At 63.5% G+C, this 14,944-nt stretch carries 19 protein-coding genes and 1 tRNA gene; 11 read left to right on the forward strand and 9 right to left on the reverse strand.

Annotated features, from left to right (window positions below; translation table 11 throughout):
• The coding region (locus B2V21_RS18660; RefSeq protein WP_286917672.1) for a diacylglycerol kinase family protein at nucleotides 1-417 on the reverse strand (417 nt) is incomplete at its 3' end.
• Nucleotides 418-759: 342 nt separating this feature from the next.
• On the opposite strand from B2V21_RS18660, the gene B2V21_RS18665 reads away from it, so the two are divergent.
• The gene (locus B2V21_RS18665) at nucleotides 760-2,229 is read left to right on the forward strand and encodes a mannose-1-phosphate guanylyltransferase/mannose-6-phosphate isomerase (RefSeq protein ID WP_122741839.1); all 1,470 of its coding nucleotides are present in this window, start codon (nucleotides 760-762) and stop codon (nucleotides 2,227-2,229) included.
• Here the strand turns inward: B2V21_RS18665 and glp are convergent.
• Together glp and moaB are read right to left on the reverse strand one after the other, a co-directional pair.
• Nucleotides 2,226-3,440, reverse strand: a complete 1,215-nt coding sequence (gene glp / locus B2V21_RS18670; RefSeq protein WP_286917673.1) for a gephyrin-like molybdotransferase Glp — start codon at nucleotides 3,438-3,440, stop codon at nucleotides 2,226-2,228. The genes B2V21_RS18665 and glp overlap by 4 nt on opposite strands.
• On the reverse strand, nucleotides 3,433-3,972 hold the full coding sequence (gene moaB, locus B2V21_RS18675; RefSeq protein ID WP_049859116.1) for a molybdenum cofactor biosynthesis protein B: 540 nt from the start codon (nucleotides 3,970-3,972) through the stop codon (nucleotides 3,433-3,435). The genes glp and moaB overlap by 8 nt, the downstream gene beginning before the upstream one ends.
• Before the next feature lie 72 nt (nucleotides 3,973-4,044).
• Between moaB and mobA the strand changes: the two genes are divergently transcribed.
• From mobA to B2V21_RS18690, 3 genes are all read left to right on the forward strand, one after another.
• The gene (mobA, locus tag B2V21_RS18680; protein ID WP_049859115.1) at nucleotides 4,045-4,629 is read left to right on the forward strand and encodes a molybdenum cofactor guanylyltransferase MobA; all 585 of its coding nucleotides are present in this window, start codon (nucleotides 4,045-4,047) and stop codon (nucleotides 4,627-4,629) included.
• A gap of 113 nt (nucleotides 4,630-4,742) precedes the next feature.
• Complete coding sequence (locus tag B2V21_RS18685; protein WP_049859114.1) at nucleotides 4,743-4,964, forward strand: YgdI/YgdR family lipoprotein; 222 nt, start codon at nucleotides 4,743-4,745, stop codon at nucleotides 4,962-4,964.
• Nucleotides 4,965-5,026: 62 nt separating this feature from the next.
• A tRNA-Pro gene (locus B2V21_RS18690) sits at nucleotides 5,027-5,103 on the forward strand.
• Between the two features lie 40 nt (nucleotides 5,104-5,143).
• On the opposite strand, the gene B2V21_RS18695 is transcribed toward B2V21_RS18690, so the two are convergent.
• Nucleotides 5,144-6,034, reverse strand: coding sequence for a pseudouridine synthase (locus tag B2V21_RS18695; RefSeq protein ID WP_286917674.1), 891 nt, complete (start codon nucleotides 6,032-6,034; stop codon nucleotides 5,144-5,146).
• Nucleotides 6,035-6,089: 55 nt separating this feature from the next.
• The gene (locus B2V21_RS18700; protein WP_049859112.1) at nucleotides 6,090-6,404 is read right to left on the reverse strand and encodes a hypothetical protein; all 315 of its coding nucleotides are present in this window, start codon (nucleotides 6,402-6,404) and stop codon (nucleotides 6,090-6,092) included.
• Between the two features lie 180 nt (nucleotides 6,405-6,584).
• Here B2V21_RS18700 and B2V21_RS18705 point away from each other — a divergent pair, with 180 nt between their 5' ends.
• The 7 genes from B2V21_RS18705 to B2V21_RS18735 all read left to right on the forward strand — a co-directional run bounded on the left by B2V21_RS18705 (nucleotide 6,585) and on the right by B2V21_RS18735 (nucleotide 10,766).
• Complete coding sequence (locus B2V21_RS18705) at nucleotides 6,585-6,899, forward strand: DUF883 family protein (RefSeq protein WP_049859771.1); 315 nt, start codon at nucleotides 6,585-6,587, stop codon at nucleotides 6,897-6,899.
• Between the two features lies 1 nt (nucleotide 6,900).
• Nucleotides 6,901-7,290: a phage holin family protein gene (locus tag B2V21_RS18710; protein ID WP_049859111.1), complete on the forward strand. Its 390-nt coding sequence runs from the start codon at nucleotides 6,901-6,903 to the stop codon at nucleotides 7,288-7,290.
• A complete protein-coding gene (locus tag B2V21_RS18715) occupies nucleotides 7,287-7,658 on the forward strand; it encodes a hypothetical protein (protein ID WP_049859110.1) in 372 nt (123 codons plus the stop codon). The genes B2V21_RS18710 and B2V21_RS18715 overlap by 4 nt, the downstream gene beginning before the upstream one ends.
• Nucleotides 7,659-7,833: 175 nt before the next feature.
• Complete coding sequence (locus B2V21_RS18720) at nucleotides 7,834-9,165, forward strand: deoxyguanosinetriphosphate triphosphohydrolase (RefSeq protein ID WP_090357328.1); 1,332 nt, start codon at nucleotides 7,834-7,836, stop codon at nucleotides 9,163-9,165.
• Nucleotides 9,166-9,353: 188 nt separating this feature from the next.
• On the forward strand, nucleotides 9,354-9,980 hold the full coding sequence (locus B2V21_RS18725) for a response regulator transcription factor (RefSeq protein WP_049859108.1): 627 nt from the start codon (nucleotides 9,354-9,356) through the stop codon (nucleotides 9,978-9,980).
• A gap of 8 nt (nucleotides 9,981-9,988) precedes the next feature.
• Nucleotides 9,989-10,318 (forward strand): Hpt domain-containing protein, encoded by a 330-nt coding sequence (locus B2V21_RS18730; protein ID WP_286917675.1) that lies wholly within the window; start codon nucleotides 9,989-9,991, stop codon nucleotides 10,316-10,318.
• 103 nt (nucleotides 10,319-10,421) lie between these two features.
• Nucleotides 10,422-10,766, forward strand: a complete 345-nt coding sequence (locus B2V21_RS18735; RefSeq protein WP_286917676.1) for a YggL family protein — start codon at nucleotides 10,422-10,424, stop codon at nucleotides 10,764-10,766.
• Between the two features lie 53 nt (nucleotides 10,767-10,819).
• On the opposite strand, the gene B2V21_RS18740 is transcribed toward B2V21_RS18735, so the two are convergent.
• The 4 genes from B2V21_RS18740 to B2V21_RS18755 form a co-directional block, all read right to left on the reverse strand.
• On the reverse strand, nucleotides 10,820-11,731 hold the full coding sequence (locus B2V21_RS18740; RefSeq protein ID WP_286917680.1) for a hydroxymethylglutaryl-CoA lyase: 912 nt from the start codon (nucleotides 11,729-11,731) through the stop codon (nucleotides 10,820-10,822).
• Nucleotides 11,718-13,652: an acetyl/propionyl/methylcrotonyl-CoA carboxylase subunit alpha gene (locus tag B2V21_RS18745; RefSeq protein WP_286917677.1), complete on the reverse strand. Its 1,935-nt coding sequence runs from the start codon at nucleotides 13,650-13,652 to the stop codon at nucleotides 11,718-11,720. Before B2V21_RS18745 ends, B2V21_RS18740 begins: the two co-directional genes overlap by 14 nt.
• The gene (locus tag B2V21_RS18750) at nucleotides 13,649-14,449 is read right to left on the reverse strand and encodes an enoyl-CoA hydratase-related protein (RefSeq protein ID WP_286917678.1); all 801 of its coding nucleotides are present in this window, start codon (nucleotides 14,447-14,449) and stop codon (nucleotides 13,649-13,651) included. The genes B2V21_RS18745 and B2V21_RS18750 overlap by 4 nt, the downstream gene beginning before the upstream one ends.
• A 33-nt stretch (nucleotides 14,450-14,482) precedes the next feature.
• Nucleotides 14,483-14,944 (reverse strand): carboxyl transferase domain-containing protein (locus tag B2V21_RS18755; protein WP_286917679.1); only part of this gene is annotated, 462 nt, incomplete at its 5' end.

The following is a 14,944-nucleotide window of genomic DNA, read 5'->3' on the forward strand; positions in this document are numbered from 1 at the left end:
GCCGAAGCCGCCGGTGGCCATGTTGAGGAACACTTGTCCGCCCACCTCGCCCAGGTCGATCGCCTGGGGTTCGCGGGCAAGCAGCGCCAGCGCAGGTTCGGGTTCCAAGGGCACCCCGGCGGCACGGGCGAAATCGTTGGCCGTGCCCAGGGGCATCAGGACCAGACTGGCATCGGTCTTGGCCAGTGCCATGGCTTCGGCGACATCGCGCAGGGTGCCGTCGCCACCGCCGGCGATGATGTGGGTATACCCCGCTTGCAACGCCTCCTCGACCAGACGCTGGGCATCACCGCCTTCCCAGGTCAGACGCACGGCCAGGTCATTGCCCTGCTCCCGGTAGCGCTCGACCGCAGTGCGTACCTCTTCGTTGGAAGCTTGTTTGCCGTGCAATATCAGGATTGCCTTGCGCTCGCTCATGCTGCATGTCTCCGGTGACCAATGAGTTGAACTCTGCCTGATGTGACCACAGCCGCAGCAAAAAAAGCCCGGACTGAAAGTTTTTAACCATTCGTGCATTTACCACTCGCCAACGGTTCTCGTTTAGGCTTTACTGCGACGCAACTGGCCATCATCGAAGTGGCCGTTACCCCTCCGATTCCTGCACGTCCGGCCCGTCTCCGGCTGGCGGTAGCATTGTCGAATCGCTGAATCCTGCGTTCTGCCTTTTTTCCATCGACCCTTTCATGCATCCAGCCTGGCTGGTCGTGTACGCCTGCCCATGCAGGTGCCGCCCGCCTTCTCCAACTCGAGGCTCGACCTATGACGACTCTGATTCCCTGCATCATCGCCGGGGGCTCCGGCACCCGCCTGTGGCCCGTATCGCGCGAAGCCATGCCCAAGCCCTTCATGCGCCTGCCGGACGGCGAAAGCCTACTGCAGAAGACCTTTACCCGTGCATCGCAACTGCCGGGCGTGGATCGGGTACTGACCGTGACCAACCGCGAGGTGTTCTTCCGCACGCTGGACGACTACCGCCAACTGAACGATCGCAACGCCCTGCTCGATTTCATCCTCGAGCCTGCCGGCCGCAACACCGCACCGGCCATCGCCAGCGCCGCCCTGCACGCGGCCAAGCACTACGGCGCCTCGGCGCAGTTGCTGGTGCTGCCGGCCGACCACCTGATTCGTGACATCGACGCGTTCCAAGCGGCCGTCAGCGCGGCACGCAAAAAAGCCGACGAGGGCTGGTTGGTCACCTTCGGCCTGGTGCCGCAAACGCCGGAAACCGGCTTTGGCTACATCGAGCGCGGCGCCGATCTGGGCGACGGCAGCTACCAGGTAGCACAGTTCCGCGAGAAGCCGGATCAGGTCACCGCCCAGGCCTACCTGGACAGCGGTGACTACCTGTGGAACGCCGGCATGTTCTGCATGCGCGTCGACGTGCTCCTGCGCGAGCTGGAAAAGCACGCACCGGACGTGCTGCTGGCCGCCACCACCTGCCTGCAGGTCAGCGACATCAAGCAGGGCAACCGTGAGCTGCAGGTCGAACTGGACAGCAGCACCTTTGCCCTGGCACCGGATATCTCGATCGACTATGCCCTGCTCGAACGCTCCGACAAGGTCGCAGTGATTCCCTGCCAGATGGGCTGGAGCGACATCGGCTCGTGGCAGGCCGTGCGCGAGCTGACTCCGGCCGACGCACAAGGCAACCAATGCAACGGCGAAACCGTATTGCATGACGTGAGCAACTGCTACATCGACTCGCCCCGTCGCCTGGTCGGCGCGGTCGGCGTGGACAATCTGGTAGTGATCGACACCCCCGACGCGCTGTTGATCGCCGACGGCAGCCGCACCCAGGACGTCAAGCTGCTCGCCCAGCAACTCAAGCGCCAGGGCCACGACGCCTTCCGCCTGCACCGCACGGTTACCCGCCCATGGGGCACCTACACCATTCTTGAGGAAGGCAAGCGCTTCAAGATCAAGCGAATCGTGGTCAAGCCCGGCGGCACGCTGTCGTTGCAGATGCACCACCACCGCAGCGAGCACTGGATCGTGGTCAGCGGCATGGCTCGGGTCACCAACGGTGACAACGAATTCCTGCTCGACACCAACGAATCGACCTTCATCAAGCAGGGCCACGTGCACCGCCTGGTCAACTCCGGCGTGATCGACCTGGTCATGATCGAAGTGCAGAGCGGCGAGTACCTGGGCGAAGACGACATCGTGCGCTTCACCGACATCTACGGCCGCGCACCGGCAGCCGTGGAGTCGGACAAGAGCAAGGTCTAGAACAGCTCGCTGAACGGGATGAAGGTGACCAGGTCGCCTTCAGCCACCGTGCAACCTTCACCGATCTCGACCAGTCCATGGGCCCAGGCGGCGCTGAGCAGCACGCCTGAGCTCTGATTGGGGTAGATCACCGCCCGCCCCTGTTCGACACGCCCGCGCAGGTACTCACGACGGGTGCCGGCGCGAGGCCAGGCGAACTCGGCGGGCAGTTGGAAGCGTAGCGGCGCGACGTCCTGTACACCCAGGCGGCGCAGCAGGTAAGGCCGTGCCAGAAGGGTGAAGGTCACCAGTGTAGAAGCGGGATTGCCCGGCAGACCGATGACCGGCACGCCACGAAAGTGGCCGAAGGTCAGCGGCTTGCCGGGTTTGATCGCCAGTTTCCAGAGGGCCAGTTGACCCTCCTCGCGCAGGGCGATGCCGAGAAAATCGGCTTCGCCCACCGAGACGCCCCCCGTGGACAGAATCAGGTCCACATCACCCAACGCCGCCAGGCGCTGGCGTGTCTGTTGCAGATCGTCGGGCAGAATCCCGGCGTCCACCACTTCGCAGCCCAACCCGCTCAAGGCACTGCACAGCACCTGACGATTGCTGTTGTAGATCTGTCCGGGCCCCAGCGGCTGACCCGGTTCGACCAATTCATCGCCTGTCGACAGTACCGCCACCCGTGGTCGGCGAACCACGTCGATATGGGCCTGCCCCATGGACGCCAGCAATCCCAGCTCGATCGCGCTCAGTCGAGTGCCCGCCATCAGCAGGCGGTCGCCGATACGGGATTCCTGCCCTTGCGGACGGATGTTCTGGCCAACTCTCAAGGTCTGGTTGAAGCCCACCCGCTCGTCATCCTCGATGCGAGCGTTTTCCTGCATTTCCACGCAGTCGGCGCCTTCCGGCATCGGTGCGCCGGTGAAGATGCGTGCGCAGGTGCCGGGCTCCAGCGCCTCGGGCACGGCGCCGGCGAAGATACGCTGGCTGACGCGCAGGGGTTGACCCTGCCAGTCGTCTCGGCGCAGCGCGTAGCCGTCCATGGCGCTGTTGGGCCAGGGTGGCAGGTCAAGTGTGGCGATCAGGTCATCGGCGAGGACCCGACCGCTGCCTTGGGCCAGGGCGATCTGCTCACGCTCGCGAATGGGCGCGGCATCGGCCATGGCCAGCAGTTGTGCCAGCGCCTGTTCGACCGGCAGCAGCGGCTGCGCCGCCGGCAACTCAGCCACGGCTGACGCAGGGCTCGGCCTGCTTGAGGTGCACGACGAAGTTGCAGGGCCGGTGACGCACGTCCAACTGCTCGGCAAGAATGCCGTCCCAGCCGGTGCGGCAGGCATTGGTCGAGCCCGGCAGGCAGCACACCAAAGTGCCATTGGCGAGCCCGGCCAGGGCGCGGGACTGCACGGTCGAAGTGCCGATGTCGGCCACGGAGATCTGCCGGAACAGCTCGCCGAAGCCGTCGACCTGCTTGTCCAGCAGGCAGCTGACGGCTTCCGGGGTACTATCGCGACCGGTGAAGCCGGTGCCGCCAGTGATCAGCACCACCTGGCATTGATCGTCGGCGATCCACTGCGCCACCTGGGCGCGGATCTTGTACAGGTCGTCCTTGAGCAGCGCGCGGGCATAGAGACCGTGACCGGCCGCACTGAGGCGATCGACGAACAACTGACCGGAGGTGTCGGTTTCCACGGTGCGGGTGTCGCTGACCGTCAAGACGGCAATATTGAGGGGCACGAAGGGTACATCTGCCTTGGCTTTCATTGGCGAGGTCCGGTTGTCTGATGGAATGGGCGGTGTTATATCACAGCCCCCAGCCACTGTCCGAGCGCCCGAATGAACGCTGCCGATACCCTGCCCCTCTGCTCTGTCCTGCTCCTGGCAGGTGGCCGCGGCCAACGCATGGGGGGCCGTGACAAAGGCCTGATCGACTGGCGTGGCCAGCCGTTGATCCAGCATCTGCAGCGCTGTGTACGGCCAATGACCGATGACCTGATCATTTCCTGCAACCGCAACCACGAGCACTACGCCGCCTTTGCCGATCGGTTGGTGCACGACCAGAGCAGCGACTTCCCGGGACCGATGGCCGGGATGATCGCCGGGCTGGAGGCTGCGCGGCACCCGTTGCTGCTGGTGCTGCCCTGCGACGTGCCGGGGGTGGACTCTGCGTTGCTCGCTGCCATGCGCCAGACCCAGCAAAGGCACCCGGAACAGCCACTGATGGTCCGCCAGGGCGAGTTCTGGGAACCGCTGCTGTGCATCGTGCCCAAGGCCCATCTGACCGCGATGCGTCAGGCCTGGGATGCCGGCGAACGCAGTCCGCGGCGTGTGCTCCTGGCGCTCGGCGCACAGGCACTGCAATGCGCCGAGGATGATCCACGCTTGGCCAATCTCAACACGCCGCAATTGCTGGGTCGCTGACAGCGTTCTCAGGCGCTAGACTGTTGCGGCCGGACCAACGGAACTTTGCTGGCACAAATACCGTCTCACCCCCGTATACGCCAGTACCCTTTTTTGTTTTGTGGAGAAACATAATGACTCACCGGATCCTTCCCGCCTTCATGCTCGCGCTGGGCCTGGCATCGCTCGCCGGTTGCGCATCGCCTACCGTGATCACCCTCAATGACGGTCGTGAAATCCAGGCAGTGGATACCCCCTCCTACGACGAAGACGCTGGCTTCTACGAATTCAAGCAGCTGGACGGCAAGACCACCCGGGTCAACAAGGACCAGGTGCGGACCGTCAAGGAGCTGTAATGGCGGGGCGCTGTTTGCGGTGACATCACCGCAGGCGCGTTCTGCAGCACGGTTGAAGATCACGGAGTGTAGCGCAGCCAGGTAGCGCGTCTCGTTCGGGACGAGAAGGCCGCAGGTTCGAATCCTGCCTCTCCGACCATGTGCAAGAAAAAGCCCGCCTTTCGGCGGGCTTTTTCGTTCTAGAAGGCCAGGCTCAGGCGCGTTTCGAAGCTGCGCAATCGCCCGTCGAGCGGATCCTGGAACTGCAGCGACCGAGCCAGCAGCTTCAAGGGCCGGGCGTAGTCGTCCACCTCGGTGTCGATCAACTGCGGATAGAACGGATCGTTGCAGATACTGGCGCCCAGTGCGGTCATGTGGACCCGCAGCTGATGGGTCTTGCCCGTCACCGGATTGAGCACATAGCGCCACAGGTGCTCGCCTTTTTCGGCGACCTCAATGCGGGTTTCGCTGTTGCTCTGCCCCGGCGCCTCGCGCATGCGGAAGAACGGTTCGCCATGTTCCAGGCGGCTCTGGTGCACGAGGGGAAATTGCAGCTCGGGCAGCGCGGGCGCGATGGCTTCGTAGCGCTTTTCGATCTGGCGGGTGGGAAACAGTTGCTGATAGGCACTGCGCGTCTGCGGGTTGGCCGAGAACAGCACCAGGCCGGCGGTGTGTCGATCGATGCGGTGCAGCGGCACCAGATGCGGGTTATCGAGACGACGGATCAAACGGCGCAGCAGCGTGTGCTCGACATATTCGCCCGTCGGGGTCACCGGCAGAAAGTGCGGCTTGTCGGCAACCACCAGATGTTCGTCGACGTGCAGCACCTGCTCTTGAGCAGCGATCGGCCGCTCGTTCGGTACTTCACGGAAATAGTGGATGCGCAGACCCTGCTTGTAGGCATGGGCGGGACCGATGGGCACGCCCTCGGCGTCCAGCACCCGGTCTCGGGCCATGCGGCTCAACCATTGGGCGCGGTCGATGGCCTGGAAATGTTCGCAGAGGCAGTCCAGCACAGTCGCCCAGTTGCCAGGGGGCAGGCACAGGGTACTGGCCTGGTGAGCCGCGGGGTCGAACTTGGGTGCAGACATGCCTTGATTCCACGATCGTTTCAGACCGCGATTATCGCCCACGGCGACACGGCTGTCATCGCGCGTGGACGGCCTGCGCCGCTTCGGTAAACTCCTTGAGCCAGCGCAGCACGTCCACTGCATCCCAGCGGGTGGGATCGTACAAGGCATACAGCAAGCCGTTGTAGCCGACCACGTCCAACGGACGGTGATAACCGGCACGCTGGAAAAGTGCTTCTACTTCGGCAAAGCAGGTGTTGAAGTGCAGCTTGCTGAAAGGCGTCTTGCCTTCGGTGACCAGGCCGTCGAGACGCAGCTCGAGCACCGCCTCCCGGACCACATCCGGGCTCATGCGGTTGACGCTGTACTTGAGTTGTTCGACGTTGAGCATGGGTGACGAGTTATCCATATACTGTATCTTTATACAGCATAAGCGAGCTGCCAATGGCCAGTCAATTGCACCCACACAGGTGATTTTGCGCTATACAGGAGAAAGCCCCGCGTAATGGCACTGAACCTTCGGGATCACCCCTACTCGAAACATCCAGACGCCACCCATATGGAGATCAACATGGCCACCCCGACCACCAAAGCAGCTCAAGAAGTTCTCAAAGCGGATTTTCAAGCACTGGTCCGTGACACCGAAAAACTGCTCGAGCACACTGCGAGCATCGCCGGTACCCAGGCTGAAGAGCTGCGTGCGCAGATCAACGAGAGCCTGCTCAAGGCTCGCGAATCCCTGCAGCAGACCAAGGAAACCGCAGCCGAGCGCAGCCAGGAGGCCGTAGTCGCGGCTGAAGGCTACGTGCAGGAAAATCCTTGGCAGTCCGTCGGCATCGCTGCCGGTGTAGGTTTCCTTCTGGGCCTGCTGGCTACAAGGCACTGATATGTCCCTCCTCGACTCCGATACCACAGACAACAGCACCGGCTCCACATCCCGGCGCCTGGGTGCTGCCATGCTCGGCCTGCTGCGCAGTCATGTCGAACTGTTCGGCATCGAGTTGCAGGAGCAGAAATCACGAACCGTCAGCCTGTTGCTTTTCGCAGGGCTGGCCCTGGTCTTCGCGCTGCTGGCACTGGTCGCGTTGTCCGGTCTCATCCTGATTCTGCTGTGGGACAACTACCGTATGGCCGGCATGGTCGGCCTGGCGGTGTTCTACGTGTTGGCCGGTATCTTCTGCGCCTTCCGCCTCAAGGCGGCGGTGTTCGATGAGTCCTCGCCGTTCAGTGGAACACTGGAAGAACTGGCCAACGACAGGGAGCGACTGCTGCCATGAGCCGAACCGAACCCACCAGCGCGCAATCGCGGCGCGACATGCGCAAATCGTTGATTCGCCTGCGCATGGAGATGCATCGTCAGGAGCTGCGGCATGAGTCGCGGCAACTGGTCAACCCGCTCAACCGCCTGCGCGGTCTGGGTCAGTCGGTGCAGACCGGCATGGGCATCAAGCATGCTTCGCTCTGGGGTATTGCCGGGGTCACGCTGATGGGCTTCCTGACCGGACGCGGGGCTGGCAACAGCGTCCGTGCCCCGGTGGTGGCTCCGGTGCGTGCCCCTGGTCGCCTGTCTCGACTGGCGAAAGTCGGCGCCACCCTGTTGCCGCTGATCAAGCTGGCCATGCAGGGCACTGCGCGCAGACGCTAGCATTGCAGCACAAGGCAACCCGGATGCGGTCTTCACTGCGTCCGGGTTGCTTTTTTTTGCTCGACGTTCAGGCCCGCAATGCACTTTTCGATACGTTCACGGCCCGCTGCCAGCCTTGCCAGCCGGCCTGCGCAGGCCGACACTGCAGGCTCGATTGGCTCCCGGAGGAATCGCCTTGGATTGGCACACACTGCTTACACGCGAACGCTTGGGCAAGCCCCTGCACAGCCCTGAAGAACTGGGCCGCAGCCCGTTCCACAAGGATCACGACCGCATCATCTTTTCCGGTGCCTTCCGCCGACTGGGGCGCAAGACCCAGGTGCATCCGGTTTCCAGCAACGACCACATCCACACGCGCCTGACCCATTCGCTGGAAGTCAGTTGTGTCGGCCGCTCCCTGGGCATGCGCGTGGGCGAAACCCTGCGCGATCAACTGCCGCAATGGTGCGAGCCCAGCGACCTGGGCATGGTGGTGCAGTCGGCCTGCCTGGCCCATGACATCGGCAACCCGCCCTTCGGCCATTCCGGGGAAGACGCGATTCGCCACTGGTTCCGCCAGGCGGCAGGACGTGGCTGGCTCGATGCGATGAGCGAAGTGGAGCGCGACGATTTCCTCAACTTCGAGGGCAATGCCCAAGGTTTTCGTGTTCTCACCCAGCTGGAGTATCACCAGTTCGACGGCGGCACCCGTTTGACCTATGCCACCTTGGGCACCTACCTCAAATATCCCTGGACCGCGCGCCATGCCGACGCCCTGGGCTACAAGAAGCACAAGTTCGGTTGCTATCAGAGCGAGCTGCCGCTGCTGGAGCAGATTGCCGGCAAGCTGGGCCTGCCGCTGCTCGAAGAACAGCGCTGGGCCAGGCACCCACTGGTGTACCTGATGGAGGCGGCGGATGACATCTGCTATGGCCTGATCGACCTGGAAGACGGTCTGGAAATGGAGTTGCTCGACTATGCCGAGGTCGAAGCCTTGCTGCTCGATCTGGTGGGCGACGACATCCCCGACACCTACCGCCAACTGGGGCCGCTGGACTCGCGCCGACGCAAGCTGGCGATCCTGCGGGGCAAGGCCATCGAGCACCTGACCAATGCGGCCGCACGCGCGTTCGTCGAACAGCAAGAGGCGCTGTTGGCCGGCCAGCTGAGTGGCGATCTGGTCGAGCACATGCATGGCCCGGCCAAGCGCTGCGTGCTCGATGCCAAGGACATGGCGCGCAAGAAGATCTTCCAGGACAAGCGCAAGACCCTGCACGAGATCGGCGCCTACACCACGCTCGAAGTGCTGCTCAACGCCTTCTGTGGCGCGGCGCTGGAGCAGCACACCACCGGTAAGCTGTCGTTCAAGCACCAGCGCATTCTCGATCTGCTGGGTCACAACGCACCGCAACCGGATTGGCCGCTGCACAAGTCGTTTCTGCGCATGATCGACTTCATCGCGGGCATGACCGACAGCTATGCTGCGGAGATGGCCGGAGAAATGACCGGGCGTTCCAGCTCGTTCTAGTAGAGCGTATTGAAATAAACGAATACAAACGATAGTTGACTCTTTCGAATCAAACTATCTTTGTATTCCGTTACGCTTAATTCTGTAGGAAGTTTCCTAGAATCATACTTTGCTGGGTCCGTTCGTATGCCCTTTTGAGCAACTGGGCTAAGGTGCGCGCTTTTACTGGATCGTTCAGGAGAGGCTGCATGCGTAATGTATTCATCATCGATGATCACCCTGTCATTCGGCTGGCCGTCAGAATGATTCTGGAAAACGAAGGCTACTGCGTTGTCGGCGAAAGCGACAACGGGGTGGATGCGATGCAGATGGTGCGCGAGTGCCAACCCGATCTCCTGATTCTCGATATCAGTATTCCCAAGCTTGACGGGCTGGAAGTCCTGACCCGGTTCCACGGCATGAACGTGCCGTTCAAGATCCTGGTATTGACCGCGCAGGCTCCGGCCTTGTTCGCCATACGCTGCATGCAGTCGGGCGCCGCCGGTTTCGTCTGCAAGCAGGAGGCACTCAGCGAGTTGATCAGCGCCGTGCGCGCGGTGTTTTCCGGTTATAACTATTTTCCCAGCCAGGCGTTGATCCCCTCACGCGAAGACGATGGGCAACTTCAGGAACTTGAATTGTTCAAGGCCATCAATGACCGTGAGTTGATGGTCCTGCAATTGTTTGCCCAAGGCCGCAGTAACAAGGAAATAGCCACTGGCATGTTTCTGAGCAACAAAACCGTCAGCACCTACAAGAAGCGCCTCATGCAGAAACTTCAGGCCAATTCACTGGTGGAACTTATCGAAATGGCCAAGCGCAATGCATTGGTGTGATTGAGCGCATGAACACGATCGACCAACTTCAAGCCCTGACCGGGGGCAACAGGGCATTGACGCGGCGACTGCTCGAAGAAGTACTGCGCAGTTGCACGGACGACGGTCAGCAATTGCTCGCCATTGCTCACGATGATCATCCACGGATAGTGGACATTGCCCACAAGATCCATGGCGCCGCTCGGATCGTGCAGGCGCGTGGCGTGTATCAAGCGTGCGAGGCGCTGGAAGCGAGCGCGGCACAGGACGACCTGCGGCCCTTGCGCGAAGCCCTGCACACGGCCCTGACGCAATTGCAGGCCGAACTGGGGCAGACCTTGGCCGAGCTGGACCCGTGATTGCCAGGGTCAGACTGGCAGTGGTTCATTTTGTCACTGAATCGGGCAGGCGCTCGGCTTAACTGGTAGACTGCGCCGCGATATTACCTAAGAGGATTGTTTCATGGCCACTAACCGCTCCCGTCGTCTGCGCAAAAAACTGTGCGTCGACGAATTCCAGGAATTGGGTTTCGAATTGAACCTGGACTTCAAGGAGGATTTGGGTGACGAGGCAATCGACGCATTCCTCGACGCATTCCTGACCGAGGCGATGGATGCTAACGGCCTGGACTATGTTGGCGGCGACGACTTCGGTCTGGTGTGCTCGGCCAAGCGTGGTTCGGTCACCGAAGAGCAGCGCAGCACCGTCGAAGCGTGGCTCAAGGGCCGCGCCGAACTGACCCGCGTCGAAGTCAGCGAATTGCTGGACGCCTGGTACCCAGAGAAGCCGATCAACCCGGCTGCTTGATGTACCCCTGAAAAAGGCCATCTTCGGATGGCCTTTTTTGTGGGCGCGATTTGCTAGCGCGCCCCGGTAGCGCCAATCCGGGCGCGTGCCACGCGCGACGCGCTCTGCCGGCCCAGCGCGAGCATGATCGCCTGGCCGGCCTGGACGACTCGCTCCAGGTCCACACCGGTCGAAATGCCCAGCCCGTGCAGCAGATAGAGGACATCCTCGGTCGCCACATTGCCGCTGGCGCCGGGCGCATAGGGACAACCGCCCAGCCCTGCCACGGAACTGTCGAACACCTGGACGCCCTCCAGCAGGCAAGCGTAGATATTGGCCACCGCCTGGCCATAGGTGTCATGAAAGTGCCCGGCCAGTTGCCCTCGTGGCACCCGCTGCGCGACGGTGTCGATCAATCGTCTTGCCGCACCAGGCGTACCGATGCCCAGGGTGTCGCCCAACGACAGTTCGTAGCAGCCCATCTGCAGCATGGCATCGCCAACGTCGCGCACCCGCTCCGGCGCGATGTCGCCCTCGTACGGACAGCCCAGCACGCAGGACACATAGCCGCGCACCTTGATGCCGTGGGCGACGGCAGCGGCCAGCACCGGTTCGAAGCGTTGCAGGCTCTGCGCGATGGAACAGTTGATGTTGCGCTGGGAGAAGGACTCGGACGCGGCGGCGAACACTGCCACCTCGGACGCGCCAGCGGCGATGGCCGCTTCGAAGCCTTGCAGGTTCGGCGTCAGCGCAGCATAGGTCACACCCGGCGCGCGCGCGATGGCGGCGAAGACCGCCGTGCTGTCGGCCATCTGCGGCACCCAACGCGGCGATACGAAGCTGCCGACCTCTACATGCCTGAGGCCCGCCGCGACCAAGGCGTCGACCAGCGCCACCTTGTCCTCGGCACGCACTTGGCCCTGTTCGTTCTGCAAGCCGTCACGCGGGCCCACTTCGACGATCCGTACCTGCTCAGGCAGCATGATCGGCCTCCTGCATCTCGATCAGCACGGTGCCTTCGCTGACCATCTGGCCTTCCTCGCAGCACAACGCCTGGATCACGCCGGCCCGGTTGGCGCGCACGGTGTGCTCCATTTTCATGGCCTCCAGCACCACCAGACCATCGCCCTGCTCGACTACCTGACCTGGGCTGACCAGCAGGCGGACAATGCTGCCGTTCATGGGCGCCGCCAGCGAACCCTCCAGCACCGCACCCGCGGTACCTGCGGACAGGGCGTCGACCGGGCTGACCTCGTAGGGATCGCCCTGCCAGTACAGGTAAACAACGTCGCCGCGACGGCCGATCAGCCGGGTTTCATCCAGATCGGCGGGCGACGTTGCCAGGTTGACGGTGCACAATTGGGAGTGCGCGCCACAGCGCAGATCCAGCGTGGCTTGCGCAGGGGCCAGCAGGCGCCAGCCCGTCGGTGCGCTCCAGGGTGAATGCCGGTCCTGCTCGCACACACTCTTCGGGGTCGAGCGCAGGTACGCCCGCGCGGCGCTATCCCAGAAGGCCTGGGTCAACGTCGGGGGGGTGGGCAACAGCGCTGCGGTGTGCCGTTCGATGAAACCCGTGTCGACTTCGCCCTGAGCGAAGGTCGGCGTGGCAAGGATGCGTTGCAGCAGCGCCAGATTGCTCTTGATTCCGCCGACCGCGGTTTCGCCCAGCATGGCCAGCAGGCGCAATCGGGCCTCTTCGCGGGTTTCACCCCAGGCAATCAGTTTGGCGATCATCGGGTCATAAAAAGGGGAAATCGTGTCACCTTCGCGCACCGCGCTGTCCACCCGCCGGCCAGGCCCGGCTGCCGGCTCGCGGTACAGCGCCAGTTGCCCGCTGGCAGGCAGGAAGCCGCCCGCAGGGTCCTCGGCGTACAGACGCACTTCGATGGCATGGCCGATCAAGGGCACCTGTTCCTGAGTCAGCGGCAAGGCTTCGCCGCGGGCGACACGGATCTGCCAGGCCACCAGGTCCAGCCCGGTGATGGCTTCGGTCACCGGATGCTCGACCTGCAAGCGGGTATTCATCTCCATGAAGTAGAAACGAGCGTCGCTATCGAGCAGGAATTCGACGGTGCCAGCGCCGACGTAGCCAATGGCCTGGGCGGCGCGCACGGCGGCTTCGCCCATGGCTCGGCGCAAGGACGCATCGAGCCCCGGCGCTGGTGCCTCCTCCAGCACTTTCTGATGCCGGCGCTGGATGGAGCAATCGCGTTCATGCAGGTAGAGACAGTGCCCGTGACCATCGGCAAAGACCTGGATCTCGACGTGCCGCGGGGCCGCCAGGTATTTTTCCACCAGCATGTGCCCGTCGCCGAAGGCGGCCAGCGCCTCGCGTCGCGCGGAGTCCAGGGCAGGCCCCAGCTCGGCGGCCGATTCGGCCACCTTCATGCCTTTGCCGCCGCCGCCCGCCGCGGCCTTCAGCAGCACCGGGTAACCAATGCGCTGGGCGGCGTCGACAAACGTCTGCAGATCCTGGGCGCTGTCGTGATAGCCCGGCACCAGCGGCACCCCGGCCTGTTCCATCAAGGCCTTGGCCGCGGACTTGCTCCCCATGGCTTCGATGGCCTCGGCGGGCGGGCCGAGAAACAGGATGCCCTCGTGCGCCAGGCGCCGGGCGAAGGCGGCGTTTTCAGAAAGAAAACCGTAGCCGGGATGGACCGCATCCGCCCCACAGGCCAGCGCCGCAGCGACCACTTTGTCGATCTGCAGGTAGCTGTCGGCAGGCTTGCTGCCGCCCAGGGGGATGGCCAGGTCGGCCTCGTGTACGTGGCGAGCATCGGCGTCGGCTTCGCTGTAGATGGCTACGCTGCGGATGCCCATGGCTCTGGCGGTACGAATGATGCGACAGGCGATCTCGCCGCGGTTGGCGATCAGCAGGGTTCCGAGGCTCTGGGTGGACGGTTTCATGGCAACACCTCGGCCCAGGCGGGCGCGCGTTTTTGGAAAAAGGCTTGCATGCCTTCCTGACCCTCGGCGCTGGTACGCAGGCGAGCGATCAGGGCTTGCGCACAGGCCTGTCGTGGCGCCGTGGCCTGGCCATCACCGATCTCCAGCAGCAGCGCCTTGCAGGCACGCATGGCTTCGGGACCGTTGCCGAGCAGGCGGCGCGTCCAGTCCTGCACCGCCTGTTCCAGCTCGGCACGTGGATACACTTCATCGAGCAGCCCCAACTCCCTGGCTCGCGAGGCATCGAAGCGCTCGGCGGTCAAGGCGTAGCGGCGCGCGGCACGCGATCCAATGGCCTGGACCACGTAGGGACTGATCACCGCCGGAGCCAGACCCAGGCGCACTTCGCTCAGGCTGAACAGCGCATCGTCGGCGGCGATGGCCATGTCGCAACAACTGACCAAGCCCATCGCCCCGGCGAACGCAGCCCCTTGCACCACCGCGACCGTCGGCAGTGGCAGGCGCTGCACTTGCTCCATGAGCTGACCCAAACGCGCGGCTTCAGCGAGGTTTTCCGCGTAGCTCAAGCGAGCGCTGGCCTGCATCCAGGCCAGATCGGCGCCCGCGCTGAAGTGGCGGCCATGGCCGCGCAGGAACATGAAGCGCAATGCCGGCTGTTGGCTGATCCGATCAAAGGCTTCATGCAGTTCCTCCAGCATGAGCGCGTTGAAAGCGTTGTTCTTGTCCGGCCGATCGAGCCAGACGCTGGCGACCTGGTCGGCGCTGATGTGCAGCTGTACCGTGGAAAATTCGTGCATACCCTGATCCCAGATTCCTGATGAGTGCATGGGCTACATGCGGAAGACGCCGAAGCGGGTTTCGGCCACCGACGCGTTCAACGCTGCCGAAAGCCCGAGTGCCAGCACCGTTCGGGTCTGCGCCGGATCGATCACCCCGTCATCCCACAGCCGCGCCGAGGAGTAGAACGCGTGGGCCTGCTCCTCGTACTGTGCCACCAGGGGTTCGGCCAATTGCCGCGCCTGTTCGTCGCTGAACGCCTGTCCCTGGCGCTGCGCCTGCTCTTGCTTGACCTGCACCAACACGCCAGCCGCTTGTTGAGCGCCCATCACGCCGATCTTCGCGTTCGGCCACATCCACAGGAAACGCGGATCGTAGGCGCGCCCGCACATGCCGTAATTGCCCGCGCCGTAGCTGGCGCCAATGATCACGGTGAACTTGGGCACCTGCGCGCAGGCCACCGCAGTGACCAGCTTGGCCCCGTGCTTGGCAATGCCGCCGGCCTCGTATTTCTG

This window comes from Pseudomonas sp. UBA6276 (assembly GCF_002438365.1).
Taxonomy (GTDB): Bacteria; Pseudomonadota; Gammaproteobacteria; order Pseudomonadales; family Pseudomonadaceae; genus Aquipseudomonas; species Aquipseudomonas coleopterorum.

Coding starts and splice junctions, on each gene's coding strand:
- B2V21_RS18665 (WP_122741839.1), top strand. CDS start 760: ATGACGACTCTGATTCCCTGCATCATCGCCGGGGGCTCCGGCACCCGC.
- moaB (WP_049859116.1), bottom strand. CDS start 3,972: ATGAAAGCCAAGGCAGATGTACCCTTCGTGCCCCTCAATATTGCCGTC.
- mobA (WP_049859115.1), top strand. CDS start 4,045: ATGAACGCTGCCGATACCCTGCCCCTCTGCTCTGTCCTGCTCCTGGCA.
- B2V21_RS18685 (WP_049859114.1), top strand. CDS start 4,743: ATGACTCACCGGATCCTTCCCGCCTTCATGCTCGCGCTGGGCCTGGCA.
- B2V21_RS18695 (WP_286917674.1), bottom strand. CDS start 6,034: ATGTCTGCACCCAAGTTCGACCCCGCGGCTCACCAGGCCAGTACCCTG.
- B2V21_RS18700 (WP_049859112.1), bottom strand. CDS start 6,404: ATGCTCAACGTCGAACAACTCAAGTACAGCGTCAACCGCATGAGCCCG.
- B2V21_RS18705 (WP_049859771.1), top strand. CDS start 6,585: ATGGCCACCCCGACCACCAAAGCAGCTCAAGAAGTTCTCAAAGCGGAT.
- B2V21_RS18710 (WP_049859111.1), top strand. CDS start 6,901: ATGTCCCTCCTCGACTCCGATACCACAGACAACAGCACCGGCTCCACA.
- B2V21_RS18715 (WP_049859110.1), top strand. CDS start 7,287: ATGAGCCGAACCGAACCCACCAGCGCGCAATCGCGGCGCGACATGCGC.
- B2V21_RS18725 (WP_049859108.1), top strand. CDS start 9,354: ATGCGTAATGTATTCATCATCGATGATCACCCTGTCATTCGGCTGGCC.
- B2V21_RS18730 (WP_286917675.1), top strand. CDS start 9,989: ATGAACACGATCGACCAACTTCAAGCCCTGACCGGGGGCAACAGGGCA.
- B2V21_RS18735 (WP_286917676.1), top strand. CDS start 10,422: ATGGCCACTAACCGCTCCCGTCGTCTGCGCAAAAAACTGTGCGTCGAC.
- B2V21_RS18745 (WP_286917677.1), bottom strand. CDS start 13,652: ATGAAACCGTCCACCCAGAGCCTCGGAACCCTGCTGATCGCCAACCGC.
- B2V21_RS18750 (WP_286917678.1), bottom strand. CDS start 14,449: ATGCACGAATTTTCCACGGTACAGCTGCACATCAGCGCCGACCAGGTC.